The sequence below is a fragment of the Bradyrhizobium sp. ISRA436 genome (assembly GCF_029910015.1).
Taxonomy (GTDB): Bacteria; Pseudomonadota; Alphaproteobacteria; order Rhizobiales; family Xanthobacteraceae; genus Bradyrhizobium.
The window spans coordinates 5,113,888-5,137,142 of sequence record NZ_CP094519.1; the positions used below are offsets into that span (position 1 = coordinate 5,113,888).

The following is a 23,255-nucleotide window of genomic DNA, read 5'->3' on the forward strand; positions in this document are numbered from 1 at the left end:
TCCTTCAGTTGTAGTAGCGCGCGCCGCGGATGTTGGGGTGAAGGATCGCCGGCTCCTCGGCGGCGCGCTGGAGCGGGGCCTGGCGATCAAGATTGTTGTCGAGGATGGTTTGACCGAACCGTAGGTCCGGGCGCCGATCTCGATCGCCCGTGTGGCCGCGGCTTCAAGGCGTTGGGCACTGAAGGGCCGCGTCAGGCGGACAATGCCGAGGCAGGCCCTGAAGCCTTGTTCGGGATGCGGGCGATGCTCCAGGATCAGATCGCACAGGAGCGCGGTTGAAGGGCCGATCGCCGCCGCCTCGCGTCGGATCCGCGCGACGGTCCAGTCGGCATAGCGCCTGTGGCTCGAGGGCATGAGCTCGGGGACTGTCGTATGCTTGCGGTTGCCGCTCATGCGCTGATGCGCGGCGATGCGCTCGCCCTTGAAGAAGATTTCCACCGTCCGCGCGGTGATCCTTGCTTCGACCGGCTGGCGGGCGAAGCGATACGGCACGGAGTAGAAGTGGTGGTCGATATCGACATGGTAATCGATGCCGACCCGGCGCGCCCGCCATTCGGCGAAGACATAGGGCTCGACGGGCAGTGGCCGCAGAAAGGGCCGGTCCAACTCCTCGAGCAACTGGCGCCGCGTGACCCCGAGCCGGCGGATGGGCCGGACCTCGTTCAGATGGTGGAGGAGTTCGGCGATGGCCCGGTTCAGCTCGGCGAGGCTGTAGAAGGTGCGATGCCGCAGCCGGCCCAGAAGCCAGCGCTCGACGATCAGCACTGCGGCCTCCACTTTGGCCTTGTCCTTGGGCTTTCTCGGCCGTGCCGGGAGAACCGCCATGTCGTAATGGGCCGCCATCTCGGCATAGCTGCGATTGACCGCAGGATCGAAGTGGCAGGCCTTGATCACCGCCACCTTGGCATTGTCGGGAACGAGGAGCTTCGGGGCGCCGCCGATCGCCTCGAGCGCGCCGACGTGAGCGGAAAGCCAATCGCAGAGCCCCTGCGTCCAGGCGGCCTTGGCGTAAGTGAAGCTCGAGACACCCATCACCGCGACGAAGATCTGCGCCGGCCGGGTCTCGCCCAAAAGCCGATCGACGATCACCGGCGACGGTGTCGCCGGCGTAGTCCACGAACAGCTTCTCGCCGCCGGTATGGCTCTGACGCATCGTGACCGACAGCCGGCCTTCCCAGCTGCGGTAGAGATCGCAGTACTGGCCGTAGCGATAGCCGTCCGGATTCTGGGCGATGTATTCCTCCCAGAGGATCGCGAGCGTGACGTGCTTTTTCTTCAGCTCGCGATGGACCACCGCCCAATCGGGCTCGGCGCGGTGCCGATAGCCCTGCTTCGTCCCGGCGCGGCCATAGAGCTTCTCCTCCAGGATCGCATCGGTCGCATCATCCGGCAGCGGCCAGGAAAACCCGGCAGCGCCGGCGCGCTCCAATGTCAACCGCACGGTCGAAGGCACGATCCCCAAGCTCCGCGCGATCGCCTTGCGCGATAACCCCACGCCGAGCTTGAGCCGCAAAATCTCCCGCACCTTCCGCATCGCTACCCTCTCCGCCGGCATGAAGCCCCCTTCCTTTCAGGCAAAAGGAGGCACTCTACGCGCTGCCGGCGGCCCCACCGGATCCGTCACCAAGGGGGCGACATCATCTCGGAACGGGGAGGCGACAATTGATCGGTACAGGGGGCGAGATTATTTCGGAATGAGGGGCGACATCATTTCGGATTCAGAGGGCGACTTCCCTCGGAATCACCATCTATACCAATACCAACCTAGAGAAAGGTGCCCACGGCAAGTGACTGAGAGGCGTCCCCATCCGCATACCAAGGCCGAGCGAAACGCTGCGATCTATGCGGATCGTTGCGCTGGGATGAAGCTCGCAGACCTCGCACAGAAGTATCAACTGGCGACCAGTCGCGTAGCCACTATCTGCGAAAACGAGAAAAGAGACCACAACGCTCGCGCGGCGAAAGCGCCGTCACGGCGCCCCTAGCGGCGCGGCCGCCGTCCAGGCAGGGGTGTAAATTAGATACAGCAGGATGACGGTTGCGACGGCTGCCCAGCCGGCCGACGTCGCAAGAACTGATACTCGGGTCGGCATCGGAGCCTCTCACGCTTAAACTGGAAGATCGCCGACGTTGGACAGCAACCGCCAGCGCCCCAAGGATTGAAGCGCCCATCACGCCTCCTGTGAAGCCAAGATCGATCCTACGACCAATGGAACATTTGTGAAGTTGCGAAAGCGGCACACCCCGATCGCCCCCGGCCCTTGCGCTCGCTCTCCGGTTGCGTGACGCTGCATATCGATTCCATGACGAGGGCAATATGAACATATGAACGCAGTCTTCAGATCAGAGATCGAGTGGCGCTCCGACATCGCGGATGCGCCAAAGAACCTGCGGATCCTGATGATCGCAACATCATCCGGAGCCACACGAGTATTGAGCCAGAAATCGTCGTTGCCCGCTGGCACACCTGATCGGAAATGTGGGTTATCGCCGATATCTTCGGTGAACCCCGACACGGACCGCGGCTCGAGCTCAAACCAATCTATTGGGCAAGCCTAGGCAACCTTCCCCCAAGCGTAATGCTTCGTTCTTTGGTGATCCAAGACTTCAAAGGCTGAGCCCCTTCCCAACGGATTTTTGATTTTGTAATTGGCGGCATTGCAGGCATCCACTGCTGCGCACTGGGGAAGTTGGGGTTTGGGGGGATGCGCGTTCTGTTGGCCACGGGGTTATGTGCTCTAATTGCTGGGTGTACCGGCGCGGATAGTTATGCCTATGTGCCTGAGTTTATGCGCGATAAGAAAGCCGAGCCACCGCCGCTCGAAGCGCCTCCTGACGTCAAGCATCTGATAGGCACAAAGCTGGATTCGGTTTTTACCGCCGGCTCCCAGCCAACCCATGTGCAAGTTTCGCCTCCGCTACGTGACCCCCGCGGTACGGGCTGGACGGCTTGCGTCCGTGCCGAGCTTACATCCTCAATCGGCAAGCCGCTTGGCACGCAGACCTACCGCATCTTCATCAACGACGGCGCAGTCTTCGATCGCAGACGTGTCGAGACCGATGACAACTGCCTCACCGAAACGTATGAGCCAATCTCCTAGGGTCTGTACCTAATTAGCGATTTCTGATTCCCTCGCGTTGGATTGATTCGGCACGGGGGAGTTAGGTGCGCAAGGGGCTGTTCTGGCTGAACGACAAGCAGTGGGCTCAGATTAAGCCGCATCTGCCAACGAACCAGACTGGCCCGGCGCGCGATGACGATCGACGCATTATCAGCGGTATCATTCACATGCTTCAGTGCGGCGCACGCTGGCGCGATTGTCCGCCCGACTATGGTCCTTACACGACGATCTACAATCGCTTTAATCGCTGGGCCAAGCGCGGACATTGGCAGGCGATCTTTGAAGCGCTCGCCCGCTGCGGAAAGGATGGCGTGACTTTGTCCATCGATTCCACCTCGATCAAAGCGCATCGCTCGGCGAGCGGCGGAAAAGGGGGGAGCATGAACAGGCGATCGGCTCCTCGCGCGGCGGGCGGACCACGAAAATCCACGCGCTGAGCGACCCTGATTGCAGACCTTGCGCATTTCATCTCACTCCAGGCCAGGACGCAGATATTGCCGCCGCGCCGGCCCTTTTGGAACTCGCGCCACCCATGTCTGCCCTCATCGGCGACAAAGGATACGACGGCGACGGCTTTCGCGCCGAAATCGTCGATCGTGGTGCCAAGCCCGTCATTCCAAACAAATCCAACAGGGTCATCCTCCACAGCTTCAACAAACGCGCCTATAAGGGACGCAACGTCATCGAGCGCTGTTTCTGCCGCCTCAAGGACTTCAGGCGTGTCGCAACTCGCTACGACAAACTTGCCAGAAACTTCTTGGCTGCCGTGCACCTCGCCGCCATCGTCGCCTATTGGATCAATTGAGTCTGAACCCTAGCACTACTTTGGCAGATTTATTCGCCGGGGCTTTTTACGGATCCGTCTTCTGCAGTGTGGGCATCGCAGAGATGGCGGCCGAAGAACGAGATCGACGATGGCTTGGCGTACCGCCGGCAAGCTAGGCTGAGGTGGAGGTCCGTTGATTCTTTTTTTTCCGCCCCGCTTGTGCGAGGCGACGATGCTGCAGGAAGGCGTAAGCGACCATGGTCATGAGCGCGTGACGATGCAGACCTTGCCAGGATCGCCCCTCGAAGTGATCAAGCCCGAGTTCTTCTTTCAACTGCTGATGCGCCTGTTCGCAAATCCATCGTGCCTTGATGGTGGCGGCTAATGTGCGCAGGTCTGTCGCGGCGGGCAGATTGGCGAGATAGTATTTCTTCTCCCCTGAGGCACGTTGCTCGCCAATGAGCCAGGCTTCCTCGCCCGGAAGATGCTGCTGACCCTTATCCCATATCCGCTGCGGAGGCCCGTCGGCGATGCGGATACGGACAGCAGCAAATCGGGCTTTCAGCCGACCTTTCGTCCCGCTCCGCCAACTCAGGGTTTTCCACTTGGCGCCGTGCAGCATTTGTTCTGCCGCGATCGATAGGACATCTGGTACGTAGTGCTTTCGTGGTCGGCCCCGAACCTTGGTATTCGGCCAAACGAGCTTCACCTCAACCGGATACACCTTGAGGTGCCGCGGGATGCCGACGGCCCAAAGTAGCCCGCGTGCCGTTAGCCCTTGTCGAAATGGTGCGCTGAGCCCGTATCCCGCATCCGCCAGTACACACCCAAAGCGCACGTTGGCTACTATCGCGCGATCAATCTCGGCCAAAGCAATTTCCGGCTTGGACCGTGGCGCTTGGTGTTCGACAGGCACGCGAGCGCGCTTTAAACGAGTCACGTTGCTTGTCCAACTGTCAGGCAGAAAGAGACGCAACGCGACCATCACCGGCACCTCGCCGCGCGCAAGCGTCAAAGACACCAGCGTTTGGCAATTTGCCGTCTTGCCGAGAGCCGACGCATATTGAGCTGCAACACCAACCGAGCGTTCGCCCTTCTTCGGCAGTGAGGTGTCATCAATAACCAGCACCGCATCCTTGCCGCCGACAAGTCGGTCCGCCTGGTTGAGCAGCTCAGATTCCAGTGGTGATGCGTCCCAAACACCATCGGCGATGAAATGGTGCAGCTGATCGTAGTTGCCTGTGGCAAGGCGTTCAGCCATCGGCTGAACGCTCTTGCGATCACCAGGGCCGATCAATCCCGCAACGTACAGCGGACACATCCGCTGCCGAGTCTTGTGACCCAATCGGTCCAAGAACGGCTTCAGCCAACGCTCGAGTTCGTCTTCCCATTCCGCCATGGTCAGCCCTCCAAGAGCCGACCACCCATGAATCATTGAAAAATCGATTCGGGAATCTTACGGCTAAACCGACAATCTGCCAAAGTAGTGCTAGTTTAGGCGACGGCGCGGCGGGGGTCCATGCGGACGCGCCGAACTGGCTAGCGGAGGCTGACTTGTGCGGCAGCACGCTCGCTCGCTCCTTCGGTGGAGGCAACGGACAGCGCCCGTTGAAGCCGGGAATACCGTCGACGCCACTCATGCAGAAAGAGCACTAATCCGAATGTCAACAAGGACGCGAAGGTCAGGACAACCACTAACTTGGCCCAGAGCTGTCTCGAATTGGGTATGGTGGCGACGGTGGGCGGTACGATGATATCGCTCGACTGCATGCCGCGGAGGTTGTTGCCCAACTGCCAGAGCTGATTTTCCTTGTTTGCGATGTCTGACACCAGAGCCACCATTGCGCGAGCATATCGCTCGCCCTCACTTCCTCCCTCGACAGTTTTTGCCTTCTCTTGAAGAGCCCGAGCAAGAGCTTTGAGGTTCGACAGAGCTGCCGACTGATTGCGGATCTGTTCAAGGATAAACTCGCGCGATGTCCCTCGCGGCATAGACGCGGCAAAAAGACTTTCGATCAGCTGCTGGAGGACGGCGTGCGCGTACTCGGGCGTTTCATCCGAAACTGAGATCCAGTGCAGGCCCGTAGCTGCTGTCAATTCTGGAGAAACGGTCACAGCGTCGGCAAGTCGATCTCGAGCCACCTCGATTGGGACCGGCAGCTCCTTCAAATGCGTGTTCTTTAGAACGGGATCAAGAACAGCGTCAGTCTTGATAAGGGCCTGAACGGATGGCGGTAACGACAACACGGCCCTGGAGGAGTAGCTTGTCTTGAGCGTAACCATTACCCCCGCTGCACCAAGGAGAAGAAGTGTGGCGAAGCCGAGCAGCGCTGGCTTCCAATCCTCACGAAATGCGGTAACGATGTAATGCAGTACGTCGACCTCGTCAGCCGCGTTCGACCCCGTTCCAGCCATGGTTTTAATCTTTCAGACTCAAAAATTGATTCGTGCGCCACAATTCTGCCTGGGTGTTAAACATCTAGCGCAGAAAAAGCTAGCCCATAAGGTTTGAACCTTAGCATGACAGTTGCGTTTTTCTGAGGGGCCTGAATCCAGGGGCGACCATGATTCGGGATCTGATGATTGGTGGCGCTTCGGTTGAAGATACGCTGACGCTGTTTGCTACGTCGCTGCGAGATGCCAAGCAGCGGATCCGTCCGCTGTTTACGCAGGAGCGGGTCGCGGCCTCGGCGTGGCAGTTTCTCGACGGACTGTTGGGTAACGAGCCGCGCAAGACGGGTTGGATGCGGGCGGAGGCGGCTGGCGATCCAGGCCCGTGGCGCCAGCAGGCGATTCTGGGCCGAGGGCATTGGGATGCCGATGCGCTGCGCGACATTGTACGTGAGTACGCACTGGAGACGCTTGGCGACGAGGACGCGGTCCTGGTCATCGATGAGACCGGCTTTTTGAAACAGGGCAAGGCCTCGTGCGGGGTCGCACGCCAGTACACTGGCTCCGCGGGCAAGATCACTAATTGTCAGATCGGAGTGTTCGCCTCCTATGTGTCCCGGCATGGCCATGCCTTCATCGACCGGGCGCTCTACCTGCCAAAGGAATGGACGGACGACCCCGCTCGCCTGAGGGCCGCGCATGTACCGAGCGCTGTGGGCTTTGCGACCAAGCCCAAGATCGCGCGTCAAATGATCACGCGCGCGATCGCGGTCAACGTGCCGTTCTCGTTCGTGGCGGCGGACAGCGTGTATGGCACTGGCGAGGGTCGAAACCCTGCTGCGCAAGGCAGGCAAAGGCTATGTCCTGGGTGTTGCGTCCAATCATGTGTTCCGCTCCTGGGGCAAACAGCAGGCTGTCGCCGGTACCGCCGCCGCGATCGCGCAGAGCCTTCCCAAAAAGGCTTGGCGCCGCCTGTCGTCCGGCGGAGGGACCAAAGGTCCGCGCTGGCACGACTGGGCCTATCTCGAGCTGGCCGATCTCGATGCCAGTGAATACAACGACGACCTGGCCGGGGAATGGACGCGAGGTCTTCTGATCCGCCGCAACATCGCCGACGGCAGCTTGGCCTATTTCTCCACATGGTGCCCAAAGGGCACGTCCATGCAGAAGCTGGTATCGGTGGAAGGCCATCGCTGGGCCATCGAGGACAGCTTCGAAACCGCCAAGAACGAGCTCGGCCTTGATCACAACGAAACCCGCTCCTGGCATGGCTGGCATCGCCATGTCTCACTCGTCGTGCTTGCCTTCGCCATGATGGCCGTCATCCGTCATCGGGCCAACACCGGGCCGTTGCTCAAAAAAACGCGACAGCGGCCGCGACCGACGCATCGGTCCTGATCCGCTGGTCGATCCAGGAAATCCGGCGCATCGCCATGAAGCTCGCCCAGCGGCGCATCCCGCACGCCCGCGTCCTCGCATGGTCGCTCTGGCACAGGGCTCATCAGGCAACCGCGCGCAAAGCCCATCTCAGGAAAAAAGCAAAATCCTAAAACGCAAGAAAGCGAGGTATCATCAAGCTGGTCGGGCTCGCCAAGCGCAACCGTGTGCCGCTGCGCCAGAGCTATCTGCGCCTGGCCAAGCGCGCCGCCATCATGACCGGCCGCTATACCCACGCCCACCACCCCGCTTTCCTGCAAAATCGAATACTACATCAAGATCAATTCTGCTTATTTCTCAGGTCAATCCGCATTCTTCACGGACGACTAATCAGGCCCGTAAACGGCGCAGCCGCTGTCCGACCACGCAGTTCGAAGAATATCACGCGGTTGTTGGACGAGACGAGATATTTCGCAACCAACTTGCCAAATCGCTTATTTCCCCTCGCACGGCGCGGAAATATAGCAGGTGCGTGACGGCAAAGGAGAGGAGGCAAGTCCCAAGAAGGGTCGCGATCATATACATGCCTGGGCCCGGCGGGAGGACCGCGACGGGTCGAAGCGACGCCTGCGCAGTGATCGGCACACCGGCCTGCCAGGCGACAACCAGAAAGCCCGCGTAGGCAACGCTCAGATGGGTTGCGATCGTGAACGGGAGCCTGGACCTGGCTGCGAGCCCAAAGCAGGCCAGCAGGAAGATCGGCAGCGCAACGCCGAAGAACTGAAATCCGTCGATCGGGACGACGTAGCTCAGGCTCGCGTCGCTTCGCTGAAAGATGCCGAAGATCCTCAGATTGATGAACCAGAGAAGCTCAGAGCCGGGGGCATATTGCAGGGCGCGTGCAGCCAGTTCGGCGCAAAGCGTGGCGACGAAGAGCGCCAGCGGTCCGAGAAACTGGAGCTTGAAAAGCCGGTTCATGTGACGAAGCCATACGTCAAAAAATATCGGTATGGCTTAGGGCAAAAACCTTTAGCTTCCCTTAAGGATTCCCTAGGCAGCGCGCGACGCTTCCGACCTGCAGTCAAGCAGCGGCAGGCACAAAGGGAATCCGGGCAGTTATTCCACCGATGGCTGATTGTTCGGCGGCCGTTCGATGAACCGGCGGCTGCCGTTGAGCAGCTCGAGGTTGTTGGCGATCACGGGATTGGTGGGATCGAGCGAACGCGCCTCCTCGAACCTGCGTCGCGCCGCGCCGAGATTGCCGCGTAGCATGTACGAATAGCCCTGATCATTCAGGATCTGGACGGTGCGGCCCCCCAGACGGATCGCCTGCGCGTAGGCCTGATCGGCAAGATCGAAGCGACGGATCCGATCATAGCTCGCCGCAAGCCCGACCCAGGCCGTCACGTCCTTCGGCGACTTCTCGACGGCGTCCTTGAAGTAGCGCTGGGCGATGCCGTAGGCGCCGCGGTTGTATGCCTCGAGCCCCAACCGCACCGGCTCGTCCGACGGATAGTACTTGACGTCGGTCGGCTCCTGCACGGGGTCCGGGCCGCCGGGATCAACGGGGGCCACGACAGCGGCCTCCCTCGTCGTGTAGTCACACGCCGCAAGGCCAGTCCCCAGCCAGCAACAGGTCAGTGCTAGAAACAGCCGTCGCATCTCTCCACCCCGCAGCCCTCGCCGCAATCGTCGATGTCCCGCAATCGATTTCACCGGAACGACCAAAAGAAACTATCCGAAAACCTCAGGCTGCCGCTTCGCGGCGGCGGCCCGCTGGCTGTTACTTGCCCCCTGTTCCGACCGGCACCGCCACCCCGGACGAAGTGCCCGGCGGCAGGCCGTTGACGTTGACATTCGTAGTGATGGGCGGCGGCTGGCCCATTGCTTTCCCCGGATCGCTGATGTCGGGAAGCTGATCCACCGGCCGCGACGTGGAGTGGTAACGTTGGACAGCGGCCCCCGTGCGCTGCGCGTCATACGCGATCCTGCGGTCGCCGACGTAGCGCGGCCATGGATGGATCGTATGGGTGGCGGCGTTGACCTCTTTGGCGTCGCCCGCGGTCATCGTGATGGTCTCGGAGCGCTGGAAGTAGCGATCGACCTCGTCATGACCGGCCACCCCATAACATCCCCCGAGCAGCAAGGGCGCGAGCAGAGCCAGATACCTGATGGTCATCTCCCGCCTCCTCTAGTTCAGGGTTTTCACGACCGGCTGGCCGGCAGCGGCCGGCACCGCAACGGGCGCGGTGACCTCGGGAGCAATGATGTGCCCGTAAGGCCCCTTCAAGTTGCCGCCGGAGCTGACGTAGTCGTCGTAACGCTTGCGCACGTCCATCTGGCCGTTGAGGAAGAAATCGACGTCGTTGGCAGGCAGGCGGGAATCCAGCGGCGACGCCAGTTTCTGGCCGGGCGCCGCCGGCGCAACCAGGTGCGGCGTGACGATGATGACTAGGTCGGTTTCCTGCTGCTGGTACGACTTGCTGCTGAACAGGGTGCCGAGCACGGGCACCGAGCCGATCCAGGGCAATTGCGAGACGCCTTGCGTATTTCTGGTCTGCAGAAGTCCGGCAATCGCAAAGCTCTGGCCGTCACGCAGTTCGACGGTGGTTCTTGCGCTCCGACTTGTCAGTGCTGGAATTTGAGTTCCGGCAATCGTCACCGCATTCGCGAAGTCCAGTTCGCTTACTGAAGGTTCGATCCTCAAGTTGATAGTGCCTCGCGAGAGAACTGTGGGAACGAACGCTAATTCCACACCGAAAGGCTTGTATTGGGTCGTAATGGTGGGGACACCATTTCCGCTTCCCGGCTGCACAGAGGGAACTGGGAACTCGCCACCGGCCAGAAACCGCGCGGAGTCGCCCGACAACGTCATCAGATTCGGTTCTGCCAGCGCGCGAACCAATCCCTTCGTTTCCAGTGCGGAGATCAACAAGTCCACTGAGCCGCCGTTGCTGGTTCGGACAATGCTGGTCAACAAACTACCGAACGGGACAGGGGCTACACCGCCCGTGGCGCCCAGAAGCGTCCCAATCGTTCCGAGGACCGGAAGGCTGCCAGTCGGATAGGCGCCAACATTATTAGTACTCGCTGTGGTTGTGGTTGTGGTGTTGCCATTGATGGTCACACTCCTAACGTTATTAATGCTATTGCCACCGATCGGCACTCGGCCTGCCGTTGTGTTGCCAGATCCAAGCCCCGTGTTCGCGACATTGGTTCCGTTGGCGTTCGCCGCATAAAGGTTGACGCCGAGGTCACGACCGGCGGTCCGGGCGACCTCAAGAAAGCGCACCTCAAGCATCACCTGCTGCGGCGCCGCGACGCTCATCGCGTTGACGACGACGCCGCCCTCCGGAACGATGCCCTTGGCGATCGCCATTGCCCGCTCCGCGGTAACCGCATCGGCCGCCGTGCCGCTCAACACCACCTGGCCTTCGGACGCAGACACGCGAATGCCGCGCGCGCCCGTGCTGGACTGGATGTTCTGCTGCAGGCTGCCAATATCCAGTGTGACCTCGACATCGAGGATGCCGATCTGCTTCATCGAACTGTCGAACAGGATGACGTTGGTGGTGCCGGTCTTCTTGCCCTGGATGTAGATCAGGTGGTCGCTCAGCGACTTCACGTCGACGATGTCAGGCGAGCCCGCGACGATCGTCGAAAAGGCAGTGTCGACCTTGAAGGTGCGCGACTTGTTGATTGTCACCTTGACGCGCTGGACGTCGGTCATTTCGCTGACGAAGACGCCGCCGGTAGGAGCCCGCCGGTCCGCAGCCCGCGCGGGATCGATGCAATGAATCAGGGCGAGCGGAGCGCCAAGAGCGATCACGCCCACGGCGACAAGCCTACGTCCCGCGCTACCCCAAACGCGACCGCCTCTCATTTCGCATCCCCTTCGCCGTGATTCTCACGGCAAACTCCGTAAATTTACCGCCTCGACGTCCTGATCACTCTCCTTCGTGCACCACGTCGTCGAGCTTACAATCTGTCCGATTACAAATAGTTACTTGCGAAGTCCCACATCCTGGCACGCTGAGCCGACCGACACGCCGCTCCGGCCGGACACTCCCGGCCGCCTGCCAGCCGCAAAACGCGGCACCAGGATCATCATCCGCTGCGCGCCCCGATTGCAAGGAAAGACCACCCCCACGCTATGGCAACGCCGGAGAAAACTCCGCGATGTTGCCGGTGAGCACCACTTTTGGTGGCCTGGCTCGGGAGTGACCCGCAGCGTGGCCCCCAGGGCGTCGGACGCAACCGGCGGATGACGACCCAAGCAGCCGCCGGCGAGAATCACGTCGACAGGCTCGTGTGCTTCCCTGACCGATGCGGAGAATCTGTCTCGGCGGCCGGCACCAACGTTCTATCGCTTGCCGTCGTCCAGGCGCGATCCGGATGATGTCAGCTAGAATGGAATTTTGGTGGACGCGCTCGGCGCGTTCAATGTCGTGCCCCAGATCGGCATGATCATGGTGAAATCTGGTAGAGATGCCGTAACAGTGAGTGCCGAGGCTCCCGAGGTCGTGTTCATTGAAGGCGTGAGACCGGCGTTATAAAGGAAGGGAGCAGCATCCTGCTTCTGCGTAGTCGACAGGTAATCAGCGGTACAGCCGGAGGGTGACGTGTTCGCTACCACGGCAGGCGTATAGCACTGGATCATGTTTTGCCGGGCGCCCGCATTCGCAAGCGTGCGCAACGACTGCATCGTGATTGCGTAACGTCCGAGGTCGAAGATCACGAACATCACTGTGAACAAGAACACTGCGACGAAGCAAAACTCCATCGCCGCGGTGCCTCGCTGATCGAGCTTTCTCATCATTTGACCAAAGCCACAACTTGGGTCTTAGCAACGGTGCCTGAAGCACAGCTGCCGGTGCTTAAGTTGGCCGTACCGTTTATGGTGAGCGTGTTGGCGATCACTTCTGTGCACCCCGTATTGACGTTGGCGGTCGTTCCGTTCCACGTGACACCGACATTGGGGAAGTACAGCGCGCCGAACAGAGAGACCGCACTACTGCCGTTGATGGTGACGTTGTTGCTGCTCCCCGCCGGGGCCTGATCGTCAATCAGAACGCCGTTCAGAAGAGAAGAATAAGAGTTGGTCGTCGGGGCCGACAGGGTCACCGTACCGGTGATGGAAATGCTCGATCTGGTTCCGAGCAACACTAGCGTTACGTTTGTTCCGGTGACCGTTCCGCCAAAGTTCAGCGTTGCATTGTAGAAAAAGTACGTTCCTGGAGCAAGATTCAGCGTGCCTCCGGAATTCACCGTCAGGTCGCTGTACACCCCGCCAGCGCTGTTCTCGGTTAGCGAACAGAATTGACCATTGGTGACATTGCCTCCACATGGTCTTGTTGACGGGCTCGTCCTCGAGTTGAACGATGCAGTATCCAATGCCTTGAGCGGATTCGTCGCAGGCAGCATGCTGTAGTTGTACGGCACGCCAGGATCGCAGTTGCCCGAGTTGGTGCAGCCGTTTACGGCATCAACGGCCCAACCCGAACCGCTGAAGGTCGGCGTGCTCGCGTATTTGACGGTGTTATTCGACATCAACCCGCAACCGTCTCCGGTTAGGGTGCCACCGCCGCCCAGTGTAAGTGCGATGTTGGTCGAGGACAGGCCCAACGCGCAGAGATCTTTGGGGTTCTGGACCTCGGCAATGGCTGAACCGCCTATGTCGACGGTGGACAAACCAAGCACTGCTGCCAGGTAGGCAGGTTGTTGCTGGCTAACAGTGGCGCGAACGAAGTTGCCGGCTGCCGAGCTGGTCCAGGTACCGGCAGCGTAAGTGCCCAGATCGATCTGCACGGTTTGCGACGTACCTGTCGGAAGGGAGGTCGGGCAAGTAGCGCCCACATACGACGAGTCGCCGGAGTTGCAGAACCCGTTCTGTGCAGCAAATTGTTTGCCGCGATAGTCATAGGTTTGTGTTGTATCACAGCTCGCAGTGGCGCTGGACAACGAGCACGCCAGCGTCAAGGCACCCGAATAGGCTGCCGCATCGGCGGCATTCTGCGCGTGTTGCTTGGTGACGTACCATGATCCCGCCTCGGCCCCGAGTGCAACCACCCCGACCAGCGGCACCAGCGCAATGACGGTTGCGAATGCGGCAGAACCTCGACGGCAGCGGAGCATGTCACGCATGGAACACCCTATAGAAAGCGCTCTGAGTAAGGCAGCGTGTAGGTACAAGGATTGGCATTGGTGCTCGTACACAACACCGACCTCAGCACCATGGGCGCCAAGGTAATGGTCGTCGAGTAAGAATAGGACCTGGGCGGCGTCAGGTTGGTCGAGGAACAGACAGCGTTGCTGTTGCCGCAAAGGACTTGAATACTCGGGATGGGATACTTGGGATCAGCCTTGGCGAGCTCGGTTGACGCCCAGCTTGACGTGTTCGTAACGTCAGGTGGCGGCGAGTACTGGATAGTTTGTCCGAAACCACGCAATGCCTCCCACGCCGATATGTACTGGAAGCCGGCGATCGCCACGTCGGCAAGCGGCAGAATCAGGCTGAACATCATAAAGGCGTAGACAATGAGCGTCTCGAACGCGACGGCGCCGCGTTGATCCGCGAGCAAAGATGCTTTGCGGCTGATTTGCCTATTCCGACAGGCACGAACCCTGCTCATGGCTCCTGTCCCGTAGCTAGATGCCCTTGAAAGAACGAATGAGATGCAGAAACGGACTTCCTCCCAAAATGACGAACATGGCCGGAAGCAGAAACAGCACCATCGGAATGGTCAGCTTGGCGCCGAGCTTGTGCGCCCTTTCTTCCAGCTTCGTAATGCGTTCCTGACGGAGGTCCGCAGCGATACTGCGCAGAGCCTGGCCCAACGGCGTGCCATATTGCAGGCTTTGGCTGACCATGGTGCCGAAGCGGCGCAGTCCATCCGACCTGGATGCCAATTTCTCGAATGCATCGATGCGATTTGGCAATATCCTGAGATCGTCCAGCAGACCGTGTAACACGTGGGTTATGGCAGGATTGGTCTGGGCCGTTTCTTCCGCCACGCGCTGCAACGCACTCTCCAGGCCCATTCCCGCTTCACTGCACACAACCAGCAGGTCGATTGTATCCGGCGTGCCCAGCCGAATGGCAGCATCAAAACGCCGTCTCAGCAGGAGCAGTATCAGCCGCGGTCCCATAATTCCGATCACCACGCCCAACAGTGTGAAGATCAGCACACTGGTCGGCGGCCACCCCGAAAGCTGCGAAAAAAGCAAGGCAATGGCCGGCAACAGGAACATGCTGACAATTTTGACGCCGATCCAGATCGGCAAGGTTCGATGATGATTGAAACCTGCCGATTGAAGGACCGTCCGCAATTGTTCGATATCTTCCGCAGCGTAAAAGCGCCGATATCGCATGCCGATCGACGAAAACCAGCCGATCATGTCCTCGGAGTGCGATGAGTGGCCAGGAAGGCCCATCACGGCCTTGTTCACGCGCGCGTCCAACGCACGAAGGTGGACTTCGCGAATGACCAACACGAGGGTCGCTGCCGCAGCTGTTATGGCGAGCGCCACCAAACCGAGACCGGCCGTCATAGCGCTGTTTCCCTTCTAACCATCCAACGTATCACAAAGTGCCCGGCAATCACCGAGCCTGTTGCGTAAGCCAACAGCATGTTTCCGATCGGATCGGAGAATAGCAGATCGATTGATTTCGGATTGAGCAAATACAGCAACCCACCTACGATGACGGGCGCACATGTAAGCGCGCGCGATGAAAAGATCACCTCTCCTGCCAGGGCCTTCGCGCGCGCCGCGAGCGCAACGCGCTGGCTCACGGTCTCACCCAGTGTCTGCAAGGTTTCAGCCAAACTGCCGCCCGACTTCAACTGAACGGCAAGCGTCACCGCAAACATCGCATATTCCGCCACCAGCGTTCGCTGATAGATGGCTTCGACGGCCTCCTCCGGAGGTCTTCCCAGATTCAATTCGCTGCATACGATCGCAAACTGCCCCGCTGTTGGCTGCGGCATTTCGCGCGCGATGGTGCGAAATGCCTCGTTCACCGGCAGCCCGGATCGAACAGTGCTCGTCACCAGTTGGATCGTGTCAGGCAGCTGTCGAAAAAGCTGATTGGTGAACCGATGTTGCTGCCATCCAAACAGACCTCGCACCACCAGGAGGGCGACAATTGCAGCCGCGACAGACACCAAGGGGGCGGAAAACTGCACCAGGCGATTGACATAAACGACTGCTATTGCAGCGAGGGCACCGGCCAGCACCGTGTAGGCCGGGTGCCAGACGTAAACGACTTCGGGCCTGTAATTGGCCAGCCGGTGGATCAACTGCGAGCGGGACCCGGTCTCCGAACGACGAATGGAAGTCAGGCCTGCCGAGTGCGAGGCTGGCAACGCGTTCGTCAGTTGACGATCCATGCGTCGTTCCCGGGAGTCGAGCCACAACGTTACCGCCGATGCACAGAGCAGCAGCGCCAGAACAGTGAGGATCACAAATGGCGGTATCATATCTGCCTCATGGCCTCAGCCCAGGCGCGATCAAGCCCGTAATAGACAAGACGGCTCTTGAATTTCGGGATTGCGTTAGTGGACCGGTAGGTGCCCGAGATCCGGCCGTGAACATCCTCCTCCTGGTACTGGAAGGACGCGATATCATTGGTGGTGATCACATCGCCTTCCAGGCCGATCACCTCGCTGATTTGGACAATGCGACGCTGTCCATCCCGCATGCGCTCGACTTGCACGATGATATCCAGCGCTGCGACGATCTGAGCTCGAATCGCCCGCGACGGCAGGTTGACCTGGCCCATTTGCACCATGTTTTCGATGCGGGTCAGGGCGTCGCGGGTGCTGTTGGCATGCACCGTGGAGATCGAACCGTCATGGCCGGTGTTCATCGCTTGCAGCATGTCAAATGCTTCAGCGCCGCGCACCTCGCCTACGATGATCCGATCAGGTCGCATGCGCAGCGCGTTCCACAGGAGATCGCGTTGCGTCACCAGCCCTGTGCCCTCGATGCTCGGAGGCCGCGTCTCCAGGCTGATCACATGCGGCTGCTGAAGCTGTAGCTCTGCCGCGTCCTCGATCGTGACAACACGTTCGCTGTGATCAATGAACTGACTCATCGCATTCAACAGCGTCGTCTTGCCGGAACCGGTGCCGCCCGAGACCAGAATATTGAGCCGAGAGCGGGCGGAAATCTCCAGCAACTGTCCCATCGCCGCGGTCATCGAACCGTTTGCGATCATGCCGGCGATGTCCAAACGATGACTTGGAAATTTTCGGATCGATATGCAAGGACTATGGATCGCCAGAGGCGGGAAGATGATGTTGACGCGGCTGCCGTCCGGCAGGCGGCAATCCACCATCGGGCTGGATTCGTCGACGCGCCGGCCGACTTGCGCTGCGATCTTCTGTGCCACGGACGCAATATGATCATTGTCGCGGAATCGCACCGCCACCCGTTCCAGCTTGCCGCCTCGCTCGACGTAAATGTTACTCGGTCCGTTGACCATGATGTCGTTGATTGTTTCATCGAGCAGAAGCGGACGGAGCGGCCCGTAGCCGGTCATGTCATCCGCGATCTCGTCCGCCAGCTGAAGCTGCTCGCGTCCCGACAGTTCGAGCCGTTCCTGATTGGCGATTCCGTGAATGATTTCCTCGATCTGCCGCCGAAGAACGTCGCGTGAAACCGTTGCGGCCGCCGCGGGCTCGATCTGCTGGATGACCCGTTCGCGCAGCGAAGCCGCGATCGCCGAATGCTGATACGAGGGCTCGACTCGCTTCGGCGCCAGTGCCGTCGGGCTTGGTATGGGCGCAGGCGAGCTTGGCGCAGCCATGGCCGGGCTTGGCGCAGGTGTAGCCGAGCTTGACGCAGCCGTGGGCAAGCTTGGCGGAGAAGCAGGCAAGCTTGGCATCAATGCAGGCAAACGAGCCGCGTCGTCTTGGCGCCGACCAAATTTTTTCATAGCCCGAGCAGCCTCCTCAACCGTCCCTTCCGCTCGGCACCGACACCGGTGATCTCCCGGACGATCGGTGCGAGGTGACGCCGCAGTCCTGATACGTGCTTCAGAGCGGGAATTCCGAGATTGACCGCCTGGGTCATCCCCTTCCCGAGATCGGGGATCACCATGTCGGGTTCTCCGCCGAGAGCCTTTACGATCGTGGCCCTGGGAAGGCCCCCGGCCCGATTGGCACGGTTGAGCAAGGTAAAGACCCGATCCTTGCCAGCGATGCTGGTGACGGCGTTGCGTAGCGCGTGGGCATTGCGAAGCCCGGTCACCTCGGCTTCCAGCAGCACCAGCACGTGACGGGAAACCGTGAATACCGGATGGATGGATGGCGGAAACGGGACCGGGACATCGACGACGATGTAATTGAACCGTTGCCGGAGCAGACCCAGAACGTGTCTCACTCCCGCTTCTGTGATGTCGAGCTGCGCATCCAGGTCCTCATCGGCGGAAACCAGACAAACCCGCTCGTTAACATCGATTGCAGCGCGTTCGATGAACAACGTGTCCGCCCGCATCGGGTTTTCCAGAGCGATGCGCAGTCCAGGCCCGGGCTGAACACCCAGCATCACGGCCGTTTCGCCGTTTTGCAGATGGAGGTCGAGGAGCGCGACCTTGGCTTTGGTGGTCTCGGCCAGTTGCAGCGCGAGATTGATGGCGATACTCGTTGCACCGGCGCCTCCCTGCGCGCCGCAGATCGAGATCACATGCCCGCCGCGATCGGGCTGACTGGGCGCCACGTCGCCAATCAGCTTCGGGCGCAGCTGGTCCAGCACCATGTCTCGCGTGAGCGGCCTCGGGAGGTACTCGGTCAGGCCGATGTCCATCAGTTCGCGGTAGAACGTGATCTCCCTGCTCTCACCAATCAGAGCGACGCGAACATCGGGCGGACAAACGCTGGCCAGTCTTTCCAGCTCGACAAATGGATCCTCGATGCCGCTTATATCCGTCACCAATGCGGACAAATCAGTGTCGGTTTCGAGCATCTTGATGGCATTGCGGATCGTGCCGCGCCTGATCGACAAGTTGCTGCCTTCGAGGCCCTTGCGCAGAGCCGCGGCACTGAGCTCGTCGTTTACGAAACAGACGACACGGTCGCGCGCTACAACGGATGCGGCTTCAGGCTGATTGATCATGGCAACGTTCATCAGCGTTTCTCCGAATCCTTGCCGGTGTAAGTCGTCGCGGCTGCGGTCTGGCGACCAGGGTCCGGCGCCCCATCGCAGCTGACGGCAACGTCGATATCGTCGGCGTCCTGCTTCCTGACTGTGTATTCCTTGACCTCACCTCCGGTATGAACCACCACCGCTGCCGTTTGGCCGGCAATTGCATTCTGGCGGGCAAGTTCAGGCGACACATCGCAGCTGGACATCGCACCCGCATCCGCTTTCTCCCACTGATCGACTGCCGACCGAACGGCGAGTGAGAGCGTTCCAAGCTGTTTTGCAACGGTGACCTTCTTGACCTGCTCCGGCGTAAGCTCCAGCGACACCGTCTGCACCTGCTTACCCACCGCGGCGCTAACGGGTCGGCCACCTTGCGCAATTTCCTGGTCGATCGCGATAACTCGAACATTGCGCAGAACGGTCTCGGCCAAGGCGCGATGCGCGGGATCTGCCTTCTCGAACACCTGGGTCAACACGACGTCGACATGATCACCTGGCCTGATCAGACCCGAGACGCCGGACTCCTCGTCAACCTTGATGCTAATGGCGCGGCTATCCGGTGCCAGGACGCTGGCGAGGAAACCCCGATCCTTCGGGCGCAGTATGTCCTGCAGTGTGATGGGACTGCCAGCGTCGACGAACTTGCGAACAAGAGCACCGGGAAGTCCAGCCTTGGAGTCGGGCGTTTCAAGGATCGCGCCTGCTGGCACACGTTCCGGCGGCGCCGAGCGTACCGTGAAGTCTTCATCGCGGGCCAGCGCGCCTCGCGGGAGCGGACGAGCGGCAACAAAGTACCCGACAGTCGCCGGCGCCGGCGCCTGCTCGGCGATCTGCGCCGGAGCCTCTTTCGGCAGGTTCATGTTATAGGCAATAAGCGCGAGCGCAGTTGTGGCCAGCAACAGCACCGCGATAATCGAAAGACGCAAGGCGGATGACATCTCAAAATCCTTTGCTCAAAATCGTCCAAATACCACCACACGCTATGGCAACCCCGTAAGGCAACGGCGCGTGTCGCAAATGGCGCCAACGCTCGACCGCATAGACGCGGCGCACGAGCGACGATCCGGCGGGCGCAAGCCTAGGATATGGCAGGACGCGCATCATCAGATGCACTAGGGCGAGTACCCCGCCGGCAAGCGCTGTCACAGTCAACAACTGAATGACGCCCGTCAGCGGAAGACCAACCGCCAGAGCAACCAGCAACTTGACGTCGCCGCCGCCAATCTTTCCCCGCTGGTAGATGACGAACAGCAGCAGCAGCAGGATCGCAGCAACGATCAGCGACTGGGCAACTTGTATTGGATTGGCCAGTTGACCAGCGATCCCAAGAATTGCCAGCGCAAGACAAATCTCATTTCGGATCAATCGTGTCGCGATATCGGTCGTTGCGACATTTAGCAACAACAGGATTTCCAGAAACGACGTTATAACAATCCAGCTCATAAAATGCACGCCTCAGAAAAACTTTCGGCAGTATCACCCTCCGCCGGCGGTCGTGACATTGGTGGCGATCGTGTTGACAGCACCCGTCAGCGCGTCTTTCATGGGACCACTAGCGCCAGTGTTGAATGCAGCGCCTACCGCGGTGACAATACAAGCCGCGATGATCACGTATTCGAAGGATATTACGCCGTCTTTGTCGGCGCGCAGACGCTTCAATCCGTCAGCAATTCCAACCCAACACCTCAACATAGAACTTTCCTACTAGGATTTTCAGAAGCGAGGCTGTGCGCGTGCAATCCAACTCATCAATTGAATACTGCAAAAGAAGCGGGGGGCACAATTCAACGCACCTCCCCGAGCGAGCCGTACGGCCGTATTAGCCGACTGCAGCAGTGACCTTGCTGGAGATGCTTGAAATCGCACTGCTCAGTGCGTCGCTGATAGGACCGGTACCACCTAAACCGAACGCAGCCCCTACCGCGGCGACGACGCAAGCGGCGACGATCACGTACTCAAACGACACGACGCCGTCCTCGTTGTCGCGCAGACGCTTCAAGGCTTCCGTGGTCTTGATGTAATATTTCAACATAGCACACCTCTCCGGTTAATCTTACACTCCCGTTGGCGCGCACCTGCGCCAACCCAGCACCCATCTGACTGGATCTACGAAATGTGGTCGCACTTGGTGGTCCGTCGGGGGGCACTGTCCAATGGCCCCCTTCGCGGTCCCGGTCGGCCGCGCTATCCGACGGCAGCAGTAACCTTTGAAGAGATGCTCGAGATCGCGCTGCTCAGTGCGGTAGAGATAGGACCGGTGCCACCCAAACCGAACGCAGCACCCACTGCCGCGACGACACAAGCAGCGACGATCACGTACTCGAACGACACGACGCCGTCCTCGTTGTCGCGCAGACGCTTCAAGGCTTCCGTGGTCTTGATGTAATATTTCAACATAGGACAAAATCCCTTTTTACGATTAATTTGCACAGTCCCGTTGGCGGCCAAATCCAATGCCAACTAAATTTATCTATAATATTTTGCGAGAAAGCTGTCACCTGGTAATCCTTTGTTAACCCTACCGGGCAGCGGCTGACGGATGCGACAAGCACCATGCTGCGCAGATGAAGGCCGGAATCTTTTGAGGTAACTCGGAATCGTTTCCGCTTCGCGGCCTGAGGCGCGCGGCTCCGTGCGAATACGGCGCGGGAGTTCCAATAGCGGCGAAGAGCAAGGCGCCATCGTCTTCCGCGCACAGTCCCATCGGCTCATCCGGAAGATTCCGTGGCTCGATGGCGAGCGAGCAGACCTACTTCGCGGTATCCGCGCTTCCTGGATGCGTGCGCCGAACGTGGACGACGGCTACGTCATCGGCATAAGTCCGCTCCCATTCTGGCAGTCGATCAAGCAGACCTACTGCCTGAGTCGACGGAAACAGCAGCGTTGCGTCAATTTTGTATTCATCGAGCAATCTGACAAAATCCGCGAGATCATCGAGCCAAATGGCCCGCATATAGCGGTTGAGAAAGGCTGGCCCATACAATTCGGCACGTGAATCAACGAATGTCGGAACGCCCTGGGAAATCAGATACCCGCCGAAGTAGTAGTCATTCAAGACGCGATTTGCCTTTAGCTCCTTGAGCTTTTCCACTGCAAGGCGCGGAACACGTGGTGGCATGTGGTCGGTCGTCGTCACGATCACTCCCGTCGCGATAACAAGGGCCGTGATGGCAGCGATAAACGCTGTCCTTGCTGCGGGTACGACTTTCCGGCTGTGCTGCAATTCGGGCCATGAGAGATGCTGGCCTAACGGACCGGCGATGAAGAATGGCGCAACCAGTGCGAAAACGTCGACATAGCGTACATGAGCGAGGGTCTGGTAAATAACAGCCAGGAGCGCAGCAATCCTGAGCAGAGGCAGCTTAAGCCCGCTGTACAGGACGTAGGCAGCGCCAGCGATAAAGCATATTGTAATGGGATTTAGTGTGCCGAAGTTCAGCGGCCCCCACTCGCCGATGTTTGAAAGGGTCGTCCCAAGATTCAAAATGCGGAATGTAACCAGGATCGACTCCGGTCCATACGGGGTGATACAGGCGGCCCCAAGTGCCAGTACCCCAAATCGAAGCCAATGCAACGCGAGCGTCAAGCGAGCGGATTTGTCTACGGTCCAAAGCGCCTCCAATGCGAACGGCGCAATCAGCGCCAGGCCCAGCGTAAAGCTACCGTGAAGGTTCGCCCAGAGAGTGATGAGCGGGAGATACGCGATCGAAGGCGCTCGTCGTTCTTCGCTCGCCTGAACCAGAGCGCTAGCCCACAACACCATTAAGGGAAAGATCAAGACATGCGGCCTGGCCAGCGTGTGGAACGCTGTCAGGGCGATTCCAGCAGCCGCCAAGATCATGACCGGTATGTTCGGCAGTCTTTTCAGTAACAGGAACGTCAGCAGGTAGAACGCTACAAACGCCGACAGCGCGGCAAGCATTGCAGGTCCCGGCCACCCGGCTAATTTGAACGCCACGAAATAAAGGACTTCTGATAACCACTCGCTGGTTATCCAAGGTGCGCCGCGCATCGTGAAGGAGAATAGATCGACGTGAGGTACAGCACGATGATCGATGATCCACTGGCCGACCACAATATGCCAGTAGATGTCCGCATCCCTTAATAAGCTGACGGGCCTGGCGATGACCGTCAGATAGGCCGTAGCCGCGAATATGAGTGGCAACCAAGGCCGAAGGTGATCACTGCGCGCGGGGGCCACGCTCAGCCTGGTTTCTGTATCCACCTGAAGCGAATTGTTGCTTGAACGCATGCGCCCTTGTCCTGGGATGTCAATCATTGTCAACTTCGACCCGTGGGCGCAACGCAAAGCTCTCAAGCTGCTTAATGCCCGCGCCAGCATTAACGATAGCCGCGAAGATTCTGGACACTTCTTTCTGCGTGCCCTATTGCTTTAGAGAGCGTGGGCTTTCCGACAGGATCTCGCATGGCCGCCTCTCGCTCCCCCCTAG

At 59.8% G+C, this 23,255-nt stretch carries 19 protein-coding genes and 5 pseudogenes; 4 read left to right on the forward strand and 20 right to left on the reverse strand.

Annotated elements, in window-relative coordinates:
• Positions 1–4: 4 nt before the first annotated feature.
• Positions 5–1,534 (reverse strand): annotated as a pseudogene (gene istA, locus MTX23_RS24015) (IS21 family transposase).
• A 1,171-nt stretch (positions 1,535–2,705) separates the two neighbouring features.
• Between istA and MTX23_RS24020 the strand changes: the two are divergent.
• Both MTX23_RS24020 and MTX23_RS24025 read left to right on the forward strand, forming a co-directional pair.
• Positions 2,706–3,101: a hypothetical protein gene (locus MTX23_RS24020; RefSeq protein WP_280972649.1), complete on the forward strand. Its 396-nt coding sequence runs from the start codon at positions 2,706–2,708 to the stop codon at positions 3,099–3,101.
• A gap of 65 nt (positions 3,102–3,166) precedes the next feature.
• Positions 3,167–3,927 (forward strand): annotated as a pseudogene (locus tag MTX23_RS24025) (IS5 family transposase).
• Between the two features lie 46 nt (positions 3,928–3,973).
• On the opposite strand, the pseudogene MTX23_RS24030 reads toward MTX23_RS24025, so the two are convergent.
• Positions 3,974–5,323, reverse strand: a pseudogene (locus MTX23_RS24030) (IS701 family transposase).
• Between the two features lie 104 nt (positions 5,324–5,427).
• Entirely contained in the window at positions 5,428–6,303 is an 876-nt protein-coding gene (locus tag MTX23_RS24035) for a hypothetical protein (protein WP_280972650.1), read from the reverse strand.
• A 149-nt stretch (positions 6,304–6,452) separates the two neighbouring features.
• Between MTX23_RS24035 and MTX23_RS24040 the strand changes: the two are divergent.
• Positions 6,453–7,677 (forward strand): annotated as a pseudogene (locus tag MTX23_RS24040) (IS701 family transposase).
• Positions 7,678–7,856: 179 nt separating this feature from the next.
• Positions 7,857–8,057, forward strand: a pseudogene (locus MTX23_RS24045) (hypothetical protein); the annotation flags it as partial.
• Positions 8,058–8,097: 40 nt separating this feature from the next.
• Here the strand turns inward: MTX23_RS24045 and MTX23_RS24050 are convergent.
• The 17 genes from MTX23_RS24050 to MTX23_RS24130 all read right to left on the reverse strand — a co-directional run bounded on the left by MTX23_RS24050 (position 8,098) and on the right by MTX23_RS24130 (position 23,056).
• A complete protein-coding gene (locus tag MTX23_RS24050; RefSeq protein ID WP_280972651.1) occupies positions 8,098–8,634 on the reverse strand; it encodes a hypothetical protein in 537 nt (178 codons plus the stop codon).
• A gap of 138 nt (positions 8,635–8,772) precedes the next feature.
• On the reverse strand, positions 8,773–9,231 hold the full coding sequence (locus tag MTX23_RS24055; RefSeq protein ID WP_280972652.1) for a tetratricopeptide repeat protein: 459 nt from the start codon (positions 9,229–9,231) through the stop codon (positions 8,773–8,775).
• Positions 9,232–9,439: 208 nt separating this feature from the next.
• Positions 9,440–9,835: a hypothetical protein gene (locus MTX23_RS24060; protein ID WP_280972653.1), complete on the reverse strand. Its 396-nt coding sequence runs from the start codon at positions 9,833–9,835 to the stop codon at positions 9,440–9,442.
• A gap of 12 nt (positions 9,836–9,847) precedes the next feature.
• A complete protein-coding gene (locus MTX23_RS24065; RefSeq protein ID WP_280972654.1) occupies positions 9,848–11,539 on the reverse strand; it encodes a type II and III secretion system protein family protein in 1,692 nt (563 codons plus the stop codon).
• Positions 11,540–12,061: 522 nt separating this feature from the next.
• On the reverse strand, positions 12,062–12,475 hold the full coding sequence (locus MTX23_RS24070) for a TadE/TadG family type IV pilus assembly protein (RefSeq protein WP_280972655.1): 414 nt from the start codon (positions 12,473–12,475) through the stop codon (positions 12,062–12,064).
• Positions 12,472–13,800 carry a pilus assembly protein TadG-related protein gene (locus MTX23_RS24075; RefSeq protein ID WP_280972656.1) on the reverse strand — a complete coding sequence of 443 codons (1,329 nt, stop codon included), beginning with the start codon at positions 13,798–13,800 and terminating at the stop codon, positions 12,472–12,474. The genes MTX23_RS24070 and MTX23_RS24075 overlap by 4 nt, the downstream gene beginning before the upstream one ends.
• A gap of 8 nt (positions 13,801–13,808) precedes the next feature.
• Positions 13,809–14,288, reverse strand: coding sequence for a hypothetical protein (locus MTX23_RS24080; protein ID WP_280972657.1), 480 nt, complete (start codon positions 14,286–14,288; stop codon positions 13,809–13,811).
• Between the two features lie 16 nt (positions 14,289–14,304).
• A complete protein-coding gene (locus MTX23_RS24085; protein WP_280972658.1) occupies positions 14,305–15,207 on the reverse strand; it encodes a type II secretion system F family protein in 903 nt (300 codons plus the stop codon).
• On the reverse strand, positions 15,204–16,136 hold the full coding sequence (locus MTX23_RS24090) for a type II secretion system F family protein (RefSeq protein ID WP_280972659.1): 933 nt from the start codon (positions 16,134–16,136) through the stop codon (positions 15,204–15,206). The genes MTX23_RS24085 and MTX23_RS24090 overlap by 4 nt, the downstream gene beginning before the upstream one ends.
• On the reverse strand, positions 16,133–17,596 hold the full coding sequence (locus tag MTX23_RS24095; protein ID WP_280972660.1) for a CpaF family protein: 1,464 nt from the start codon (positions 17,594–17,596) through the stop codon (positions 16,133–16,135). Before MTX23_RS24095 ends, MTX23_RS24090 begins: the two co-directional genes overlap by 4 nt.
• A complete protein-coding gene (locus tag MTX23_RS24100) occupies positions 17,593–18,786 on the reverse strand; it encodes an AAA family ATPase (protein WP_280972661.1) in 1,194 nt (397 codons plus the stop codon). Before MTX23_RS24100 ends, MTX23_RS24095 begins: the two co-directional genes overlap by 4 nt.
• Positions 18,786–19,742: a Flp pilus assembly protein CpaB gene (cpaB, locus tag MTX23_RS24105; protein WP_280972662.1), complete on the reverse strand. Its 957-nt coding sequence runs from the start codon at positions 19,740–19,742 to the stop codon at positions 18,786–18,788. The genes MTX23_RS24100 and cpaB overlap by 1 nt, the downstream gene beginning before the upstream one ends.
• Before the next feature lies 1 nt (position 19,743).
• Entirely contained in the window at positions 19,744–20,247 is a 504-nt protein-coding gene (locus MTX23_RS24110; RefSeq protein ID WP_280972663.1) for a prepilin peptidase, read from the reverse strand.
• A gap of 33 nt (positions 20,248–20,280) precedes the next feature.
• Positions 20,281–20,463 carry a hypothetical protein gene (locus tag MTX23_RS24115; RefSeq protein ID WP_280972664.1) on the reverse strand — a complete coding sequence of 61 codons (183 nt, stop codon included), beginning with the start codon at positions 20,461–20,463 and terminating at the stop codon, positions 20,281–20,283.
• Between the two features lie 160 nt (positions 20,464–20,623).
• The gene (locus tag MTX23_RS24120) at positions 20,624–20,836 is read right to left on the reverse strand and encodes a hypothetical protein (RefSeq protein ID WP_280972665.1); all 213 of its coding nucleotides are present in this window, start codon (positions 20,834–20,836) and stop codon (positions 20,624–20,626) included.
• Positions 20,837–20,988: 152 nt separating this feature from the next.
• Positions 20,989–21,264, reverse strand: coding sequence for a hypothetical protein (locus tag MTX23_RS24125; RefSeq protein ID WP_348637504.1), 276 nt, complete (start codon positions 21,262–21,264; stop codon positions 20,989–20,991).
• A 289-nt stretch (positions 21,265–21,553) separates the two neighbouring features.
• Positions 21,554–23,056 (reverse strand): hypothetical protein, encoded by a 1,503-nt coding sequence (locus MTX23_RS24130; RefSeq protein ID WP_280972666.1) that lies wholly within the window; start codon positions 23,054–23,056, stop codon positions 21,554–21,556.
• Positions 23,057–23,255: the final 199 nt, after the last annotated feature.

Excerpts from the sequence above, each read along its gene's own strand:
- MTX23_RS24100 (WP_280972661.1), bottom strand. The coding sequence starts at position 18,786 with ATGAACGTTGCCATGATCAATCAGCCTGAAGCCGCATCCGTTGTAGCG.
- MTX23_RS24060 (WP_280972653.1), bottom strand. The coding sequence starts at position 9,835 with ATGACCATCAGGTATCTGGCTCTGCTCGCGCCCTTGCTGCTCGGGGGA.
- MTX23_RS24020 (WP_280972649.1), top strand. The coding sequence starts at position 2,706 with ATGCGCGTTCTGTTGGCCACGGGGTTATGTGCTCTAATTGCTGGGTGT.
- MTX23_RS24095 (WP_280972660.1), bottom strand. The coding sequence starts at position 17,596 with ATGAAAAAATTTGGTCGGCGCCAAGACGACGCGGCTCGTTTGCCTGCA.
- MTX23_RS24050 (WP_280972651.1), bottom strand. The coding sequence starts at position 8,634 with ATGAACCGGCTTTTCAAGCTCCAGTTTCTCGGACCGCTGGCGCTCTTC.
- MTX23_RS24065 (WP_280972654.1), bottom strand. The coding sequence starts at position 11,539 with ATGAGAGGCGGTCGCGTTTGGGGTAGCGCGGGACGTAGGCTTGTCGCC.
- cpaB (WP_280972662.1), bottom strand. The coding sequence starts at position 19,742 with ATGTCATCCGCCTTGCGTCTTTCGATTATCGCGGTGCTGTTGCTGGCC.
- MTX23_RS24130 (WP_280972666.1), bottom strand. The coding sequence starts at position 23,056 with ATGCGTTCAAGCAACAATTCGCTTCAGGTGGATACAGAAACCAGGCTG.
- MTX23_RS24120 (WP_280972665.1), bottom strand. The coding sequence starts at position 20,836 with ATGTTGAAATATTACATCAAGACCACGGAAGCCTTGAAGCGTCTGCGC.
- MTX23_RS24035 (WP_280972650.1), bottom strand. The coding sequence starts at position 6,303 with ATGGCTGGAACGGGGTCGAACGCGGCTGACGAGGTCGACGTACTGCAT.
- MTX23_RS24075 (WP_280972656.1), bottom strand. The coding sequence starts at position 13,800 with ATGCGTGACATGCTCCGCTGCCGTCGAGGTTCTGCCGCATTCGCAACC.
- MTX23_RS24070 (WP_280972655.1), bottom strand. The coding sequence starts at position 12,475 with ATGATGAGAAAGCTCGATCAGCGAGGCACCGCGGCGATGGAGTTTTGC.
- MTX23_RS24080 (WP_280972657.1), bottom strand. The coding sequence starts at position 14,288 with ATGAGCAGGGTTCGTGCCTGTCGGAATAGGCAAATCAGCCGCAAAGCA.
- MTX23_RS24090 (WP_280972659.1), bottom strand. The coding sequence starts at position 16,136 with ATGATACCGCCATTTGTGATCCTCACTGTTCTGGCGCTGCTGCTCTGT.
- MTX23_RS24085 (WP_280972658.1), bottom strand. The coding sequence starts at position 15,207 with ATGACGGCCGGTCTCGGTTTGGTGGCGCTCGCCATAACAGCTGCGGCA.
- MTX23_RS24110 (WP_280972663.1), bottom strand. The coding sequence starts at position 20,247 with ATGAGCTGGATTGTTATAACGTCGTTTCTGGAAATCCTGTTGTTGCTA.